The sequence below is a fragment of the Pseudomonas sp. RW407 genome (assembly GCF_003176655.1).
Classification (GTDB): Bacteria; Pseudomonadota; Gammaproteobacteria; order Pseudomonadales; family Pseudomonadaceae; genus Pseudomonas; species Pseudomonas delhiensis.
This window is the reverse complement of the sequence record NZ_QGSL01000107.1, coordinates 910,739-917,387: the sequence shown is the minus strand read 5'-3', so window position 1 is coordinate 917,387 and position 6,649 is coordinate 910,739. Positions and strand designations below refer to the sequence as shown.

Annotated in this window: 4 protein-coding genes and 1 pseudogene; 4 read left to right on the top strand and 1 reads right to left on the bottom strand. The window is 67.8% G+C overall.

The window, feature by feature from the left end; genetic code table 11:
- The 3 genes and pseudogenes from DK254_RS28270 to nuoN all read left to right on the top strand — a co-directional run.
- A pseudogene (locus DK254_RS28270) lies at positions 1-546 on the top strand (NADH-quinone oxidoreductase subunit L); the annotation flags it as partial.
- A 28-nt stretch (positions 547-574) separates the two neighbouring features.
- Positions 575-2,104: an NADH-quinone oxidoreductase subunit M gene (gene nuoM / locus DK254_RS28265; protein WP_109936477.1), complete on the top strand. Its 1,530-nt coding sequence runs from the start codon at positions 575-577 to the stop codon at positions 2,102-2,104.
- Positions 2,105-2,111: 7 nt separating this feature from the next.
- Positions 2,112-3,578, top strand: coding sequence for an NADH-quinone oxidoreductase subunit NuoN (nuoN, locus tag DK254_RS28260; protein ID WP_109936476.1), 1,467 nt, complete (start codon positions 2,112-2,114; stop codon positions 3,576-3,578).
- Positions 3,579-3,755: 177 nt separating this feature from the next.
- Here the strand turns inward: nuoN and DK254_RS28255 are convergent, their stop codons facing one another.
- Complete coding sequence (locus DK254_RS28255; RefSeq protein WP_109936475.1) at positions 3,756-4,820, bottom strand: AI-2E family transporter; 1,065 nt, start codon at positions 4,818-4,820, stop codon at positions 3,756-3,758.
- 182 nt (positions 4,821-5,002) lie between these two features.
- On the opposite strand from DK254_RS28255, the gene DK254_RS28250 reads away from it, so the two are divergent.
- Positions 5,003-6,649 (top strand): methyl-accepting chemotaxis protein (locus tag DK254_RS28250; RefSeq protein WP_256595977.1); only part of this gene is annotated, 1,647 nt, incomplete at its 3' end.

Genomic DNA, 6,649 nt, shown 5'->3' with positions numbered 1-6,649 from the left:
CTGATCTTCATCGCCTTCCACGGCGAGCAGAAGACCGAGGCCCATGCCGGCCATGGCATCAGCCACTGGCTGCCGCTGTCGGTGCTGATCGTGCTGTCCACCTTCGTCGGCGCGCTGATCACCCCGCCGCTCTCCGGCGTGCTGCCGGAAAGCGCCGGCCATGCCGGCGGCGAAGCCCAGCACAGCCTGGAAATCGCCTCGGGCGCCATCGCCCTGGCCGGTATCCTGCTGGCCGGCCTGCTGTTCCTCGGCAAGCGCCGCTTCGTCAGCGCCCTGGCCAAGAGCGCGCCGGGCCGCTTCTTCGGCACCTGGTGGTACCACGCCTGGGGCTTCGACTGGCTGTACGACAAGCTGTTCGTGAAACCCTACCTGCTGATCTGCCGCCTGCTCGGCCGCGACCCCATCGACCAGACCCTGGTCCTGGTGCCGCTGTCCGCCCGCGGTGGGCACACCCTTCTGAGCCTGACCGAGAACGGCCGCCTGCGCTGGTATGCCGCTTCCCTGGTCGGCGGCGCGGTGCTGCTGCTCGCGCTGCTACTGGCCTAACGCATTCACGAAAGAGATCGAGCCCGTCATGATTCTGCCCTGGCTAATCCTGATCCCCTTCATCGGCGGCTTCCTCTGCTGGATCGCCGAGTACACCAGCAAGACCCTGCCCCGCTGGGTCGCGCTGGGTTCCATGACCCTGACCCTGGCCCTGAGCCTGTGGCTGTGGCACACCGGCGACTTCCACCTGGCGCCCGCGCCGGGTGGCGAGCCGCAGTGGACCGCCCAGTTCCAGCTGCAATGGATCGAGCGCTTCGGCATCAGCGTGCACCTGGCCATCGACGGCCTGTCGCTGCTGATGGTCGCCCTCACCGGCCTGCTCGGCGTGCTGTCCGTACTGTGCTCGTGGAACGAGATCCAGCGCCGCATCGGCTTCTTCCACCTGAACCTGCTGTGGATCCTCGGTGGCGTGATCGGTGTGTTCCTCGCCGTCGACCTGTTCCTGTTCTTCTTCTTCTGGGAAATGATGCTGGTGCCGATGTACTTCCTCATCGCGCTCTGGGGCCATAGCTCGGACGACGGCAAGAAGACGCGCATCTACGCCGCCACCAAGTTCTTCATCTTCACCCAGGCCAGCGGCCTGGTGATGCTGGTGGCGATCCTCGGCCTGGTGTTCGTGCACTACAACAGCACCGGCGTGCTGACCTTCAACTACGCCGACCTGCTGAAGACGCAGATGAGCGAGCACGTCGAGTGGCTGCTGATGCTCGGCTTCTTCGTCGCCTTCGCGGTGAAGATGCCGGTGGTGCCGGTGCACTCCTGGCTGCCGGACGCCCACGCCCAGGCGCCGACCGCCGGTTCCGTGGACCTGGCGGGCATCCTGCTGAAGACCGCCGCCTACGGCCTGATCCGCTTCGCCCTGCCGCTGTTCCCCAACGCTTCGGCGGAGTTCGCCCCGATCGCCATGACCCTCGGCCTGATCGGCATCTTCTACGGCGCCCTGCTGTCCTTCGCGCAGACCGACATCAAGCGCCTGGTGGCCTACTCCAGCGTGTCGCACATGGGCTTCGTGATGATCGGCATCTACTCCGGCAGCCCGCAGGCGCTGCAGGGCGTGGTGGTGCAGATGATCGCCCACGGCCTGTCCGCCGCCGCGCTGTTCATCCTCTGCGGCCAGCTGTACGAGCGCCTGCACACCCGTGACATGCGCAAGATGGGCGGCCTGTGGTCGCGCATCCCGTACCTGCCGGCCGTGGCGCTGTTCTTCGCCACCGCGTCGCTGGGCCTGCCGGGTACCGGCAACTTCGTCGGCGAGTTCCTGATCCTGCTGGGCACCTTCAAGGTGGTGCCGGTGATCATCGTCATCGCCACCTTCGGCCTGGTGTTCGGCTCGGTCTACTCGCTGATCATGATCCACCGCGCCTACTTCGGCCCGTCGAAGGCGGACACGCCGATCGCCGGCCTGAACGCCCGCGAACTGAGCATGGTGCTGGGCCTCGCCGCCCTGCTGGTCCTGCTCGGTGTCTACCCGCAGCCGGTCCTCGATACCTCCGCCGCCACCATGCATGGTGTGCAGCAGTGGTTCGACGCCGCCCTTTCCACCCTTGCCGCACGGTAGCCGCGAAATGACTTTCACGATCCAACACTTCATCGCGCTCCTGCCGCTGCTCATCACCAGCGCCACCCTGGTGGTGGTGATGCTGGCGGTCGCCTGGAAACGCAATCACCGCCTGATCGCCACCCTCTCGATGATCGGCCTGAACCTGGCGCTGGTCTCGATCCTCTGGGCGATCAAGGCGACACCCATCGTCGTCACCCCGCTGCTGCTGATCGACAACTTCGCGCTGTTCTACTCGGCGCTGATCCTGGTCGCCGCCCTCGCCTGCTCGACCCTCGCCCATGCCTACATGGAGAGCTACCCGGGCAACCGCGAGGAGCTCTACCTGCTCCTGCTGCTGTCCACCGCCGGCGGCCTGGTGCTGGTGGCGGCGCAGAACCTGGCCGGCCTGTTCATCGGCCTGGAACTGCTGTCGGTACCGGTCTACGGCATGGTGGCCTACGCCTTCTTCAACAAGCGCAGCCTGGAAGCCGGCATCAAGTACACCGTGCTGTCCGCCGCGGGCTCGGCCTTCCTGCTGTTCGGCATGGCCATGCTCTACGCCGAAGCCGGCACCCTGGACTTCGCCGGCCTGGGCAGCGCCCTGGCCGAAGGCACCGTGCACAGCCCGCTGCTGACCATCGGCGTGGGCATGATGCTGGTGGGCCTGGGCTTCAAGCTGTCGCTGGCGCCCTTCCACCTGTGGACCCCGGACGTCTACGAAGGCGCCCCGGCCCCGGTGGCGGCGTTCCTCGCCACCGCCGCCAAGGTCGCCGTGTTCGCCGTGCTGCTGCGCCTGTTCCAGATCGCCCCGGCGGCCCTGCACAGCGGCGTGCTGCACGTCGCCCTGGCGGTCATCGCGGTCATCTCGATCCTGGTCGGCAACCTGCTGGCGCTGACCCAGAGCAACCTCAAGCGCCTGCTCGGCTACTCCTCCATCGCCCACCTGGGCTACCTGCTGATCGCCGTGGTGGCCAGCAACGGCCTGGCCGTGGAGACCGTCGGCGTCTACCTGACCACCTACGTGGTCACCACCCTGGGCGCCTTCGGCGTGGTCACCCTGATGTCCACCCCCTACGGCGGCCGCGACGCCGATGCCCTGTTCGAGTACCGCGGCCTGTTCTGGCGCCGCCCGGTGCTGACCGCGGTGATGACCGTGATGATGCTGTCCCTGGCCGGCATCCCGCTGACCGCCGGCTTCATCGGCAAGTTCTACGTCATCGCCAGCGGCGTCGAGTCGCACCTGTGGTGGCTGGTCGGCGCCCTGGTCCTGGGCAGCGCCATCGGCCTGTACTACTACCTGCGCGTCATGGTCACCCTGTTCCTGGTCGAGCCGAACATGAAGCGCCACGACGCGCCCCTGGACTGGGCCCAGCGCGCCGGCGGCATCATGCTGGTGGCCATCGCCCTGCTGGCCTTCTTCCTCGGCGTGTACCCGCAGCCGCTGCTGGACATCCTCCAGCACTCCGGCCTGGCGATCGCCGCCGTCGGCTGATAGCCAGAGCAGTAATGAAAAACCCCGCCTCGGCGGGGTTTTTTGTTGCCTGCGAAACGCTGTTCGTACGCGCCGGGATTGTTCTCCTACGAAAAGCCGTGCTTCCTGGAGCGTAGGAGCGGATCTTATCCGCGACTCCGCCGGCAAGGTCGGCGCTCATAATTACCGAGCCCTCCCCTACCCCGCCGGGTCTTCCAGTTCCTCGCGGCCGGTGAACAGGTCCCAGCTGGCGATGAACAGCGCGGCGATCAGCGGGCCGATGACGAAGCCGTTCAAGCCGAACAGCGACATGCCGCCGAGGGTGGAGATCAGCACCACGTAGTCGGGCATCTTGGTGTCCTTGCCCACCAGGATCGGGCGCAGGATGTTGTCCACCAGGCCGATCACCAGCACGCAGAAGAGGATCAGCACCACGCCCTGCCAGATCGCCCCGGTGAGCAGGAACCAGGCCGCCACCGGCACCCACACCAGCCCCGCGCCTATGGCCGGCAGCAGCGACAGGAAGGCCATCAGCGTGCCCCACAGCAGCGAACCCTGGATGCCGAGGAACCAGAAGATCAACCCGCCCAGCGCGCCCTGGGTGGCGGCCACGGCGATGTTGCCCTTCACCGTGGCGCGCACCACGGTGGTGAATTTGGTGAACAGGTGTTGCTTGTGCTCGTGGTCCAGCGGCACCGCCTGCTTGATCCGCCGGCCCAGGGTGCGGCCGTCGCGCAGCAGGAAGAACAGCAGGTAGAGCATCACGCCGAAGCTGATGACGAAGTCGAAGGTGTTCTGGCCGATGCTGAAAGCCTTGGTGGCGACGAACTGGCTGGCCTGCATGGCGCCGCTGGAGAGCTTCTCCTGCAGGCTCGACAGGTCACCCAGGTCGAAGCGCTCCAGCCATTGGTGGGCCCACGGCGGCAAGGCGGCAAAGGCCTGCTGCACCAGGCCGGCGGGCTTCAGCTGGCCGGACTTCAGGCTCTGGTAGAGGTTGGCGCCTTCCTGCACCAGTGAGCCGGTGATGAAGATCACCGGCAGGATCACGATGAGGATGCAGGCGCTCAGGGTGATCAGCGCCGCCAGGTTCCTGCGCCCGCCCAGGCGCACCTGCAGCCGGCGGTGCACGGGGGCGAAGATGATGGCCAGGATGGTGCCCCAGAACACCGCGCCGTAGAACGGCAGCAGCAGCCAGGCGAAAGCGATGCTGACCACCGCCAGCAGTATCAGGAACGTCCGGTTTTCCAGTTTCGAATCGAGCATGTGCAATCCCATCTGCCGAGAGTGGCCTGCACATTAGTCAGCAGATGGGTGGCGAAGTGCAACCCGGCGCGCGCCTGGCTCCCAGGGGCCCCAGCCGACGGACGGCAGCGATGACTGTAAAGAAAATCGCACAGCCGCCGATATTTCCGAACACCCCCAAGGTTCCCGCAGAGGACACCCCCATGCCTTTTCGTCGCCTCTCCATCCAGTGGAAGATCACCCTGCTCGCGGGCCTGTGCCTGCTCGGCGTGGTTTCGCTGCTCGCCGGCCTGTCGATCTACCGCATGCAGCACAGCACCGCGCTGGTGAAGGAATCCAGCACCCGCATGCTGGACGACGCCGCCGAGGCCCGCCTGCGCGCCCGCGGCGAGATCCAGGCGATGCGCATCCAGCGTTACTTCAGCGACGCCTACCGCTACGCGCAGAGCTTCGCCCGGCAGGCCCTGGCCATGCGCCAGCTCGCCGCCCAGCGCGGCCTGGATACCCTGGCCCTGCGCGAGGAGCTGAACCGGCAGATGCGCGATGCGGTGGCGGCCAACCCCGAGTTGCTCGGCCTGTACCTGGCCTTCGAGCCCGACGCCCTGGATGGCCGCGACGCCCAGGCCGAGGGCCGCACCGAGATCGGCAGCAACGAGAAGGGGCGCTTCTCGCAATACTGGGCACAGGCCACCCCCGGCCAGCTGGAGGCCGAGCCGATGGACGAGAAGATGCTCGCCGACACCAGCCCCGGCCCCAGCGGCGCGGCCTACAACGCCTGGTACACCTGCCCGAAGGCCGCCGGCAAGACCTGCGTGCTGGAGCCCTACGTCGACGAAGTGGGCAACCGCAAGATCCTCATGACCAGCATCGCCCTGCCCCTGCAGGTCGACGGCAAGCTGGTCGGCGTGCTGGGGGTGGACATCGCCCTCGACCGCCTGCAGGAAATCGCCCGTGAAGGCAGCCAGGAACTCTACGAGGGCCAGAGCCGCGTCGCCATCATCAGCCCCGCCGGCCTGCTCGCCGGCTACAGCGCCGACGCCGGCAAGCTCGGCAAGAAGCTGCAGGAGGTCTACCCCGCCCAGGGCGGGCAGTTGCTGCAACTGCTCGGCGCCGGCCAGCACAAGATCCTCGAACACGACGGCGAGCTGCGCGCCCTGCAACCGCTGCGCCCGATCCCCGAGGCCGAGGCCTGGGGCGTGCTCATCGACGTGCCGCTGCAGGCCCTGCAGGGCCCGGCGGTGAAGCTGCAGCAGGAGCTGGACCAGCAACGCACCCAGGGCACCGTCGTCGAACTCGGCCTGGGCCTGCTGGCCGCGCTCCTCGGCCTGCTGCTCGTATGGCTGACCGCCCGCGGCGTGACCCGCCCGATCCTCGGCGTGGCCGGCATGCTGCGCGACATCGCCAGCGGCGAGGGCGACCTGACCCAACGCCTGAAGTACCAGGGCCAGGACGAACTGGGCGAGCTGGCCGGCTGGTTCAACCGCTTCCTCGACAAGCTGCAGCCGATCATCCGCGACGTGAAGGCCTCGGTGCAGGACGCCCGCGCCACCGCCGACCAGTCCGCCGCGCTGTCCACCCAGACCAGCGCCGGCATGCAGCAGCAGTTCCGCGAGATCGAGCAGGTGGCCACCGCCTCCCAGGAAATGAGCGCCACCGCCCACGACGTGGCCAACAGCGCCGCGCAAGCCGCCGATGCCGCCCGCGGCGCCGACGGTGCCACCCGCGACGGCCTGGCGGTGATCGACCAGACCACCCGCGCCATCGACGAACTGGCCCGCGACATGAGCCAGGCGATGACCCAGGTCGAAGGCCTGGCGGCCAGCAGCGAGCAGATCGGCTCGGTGCTGGAA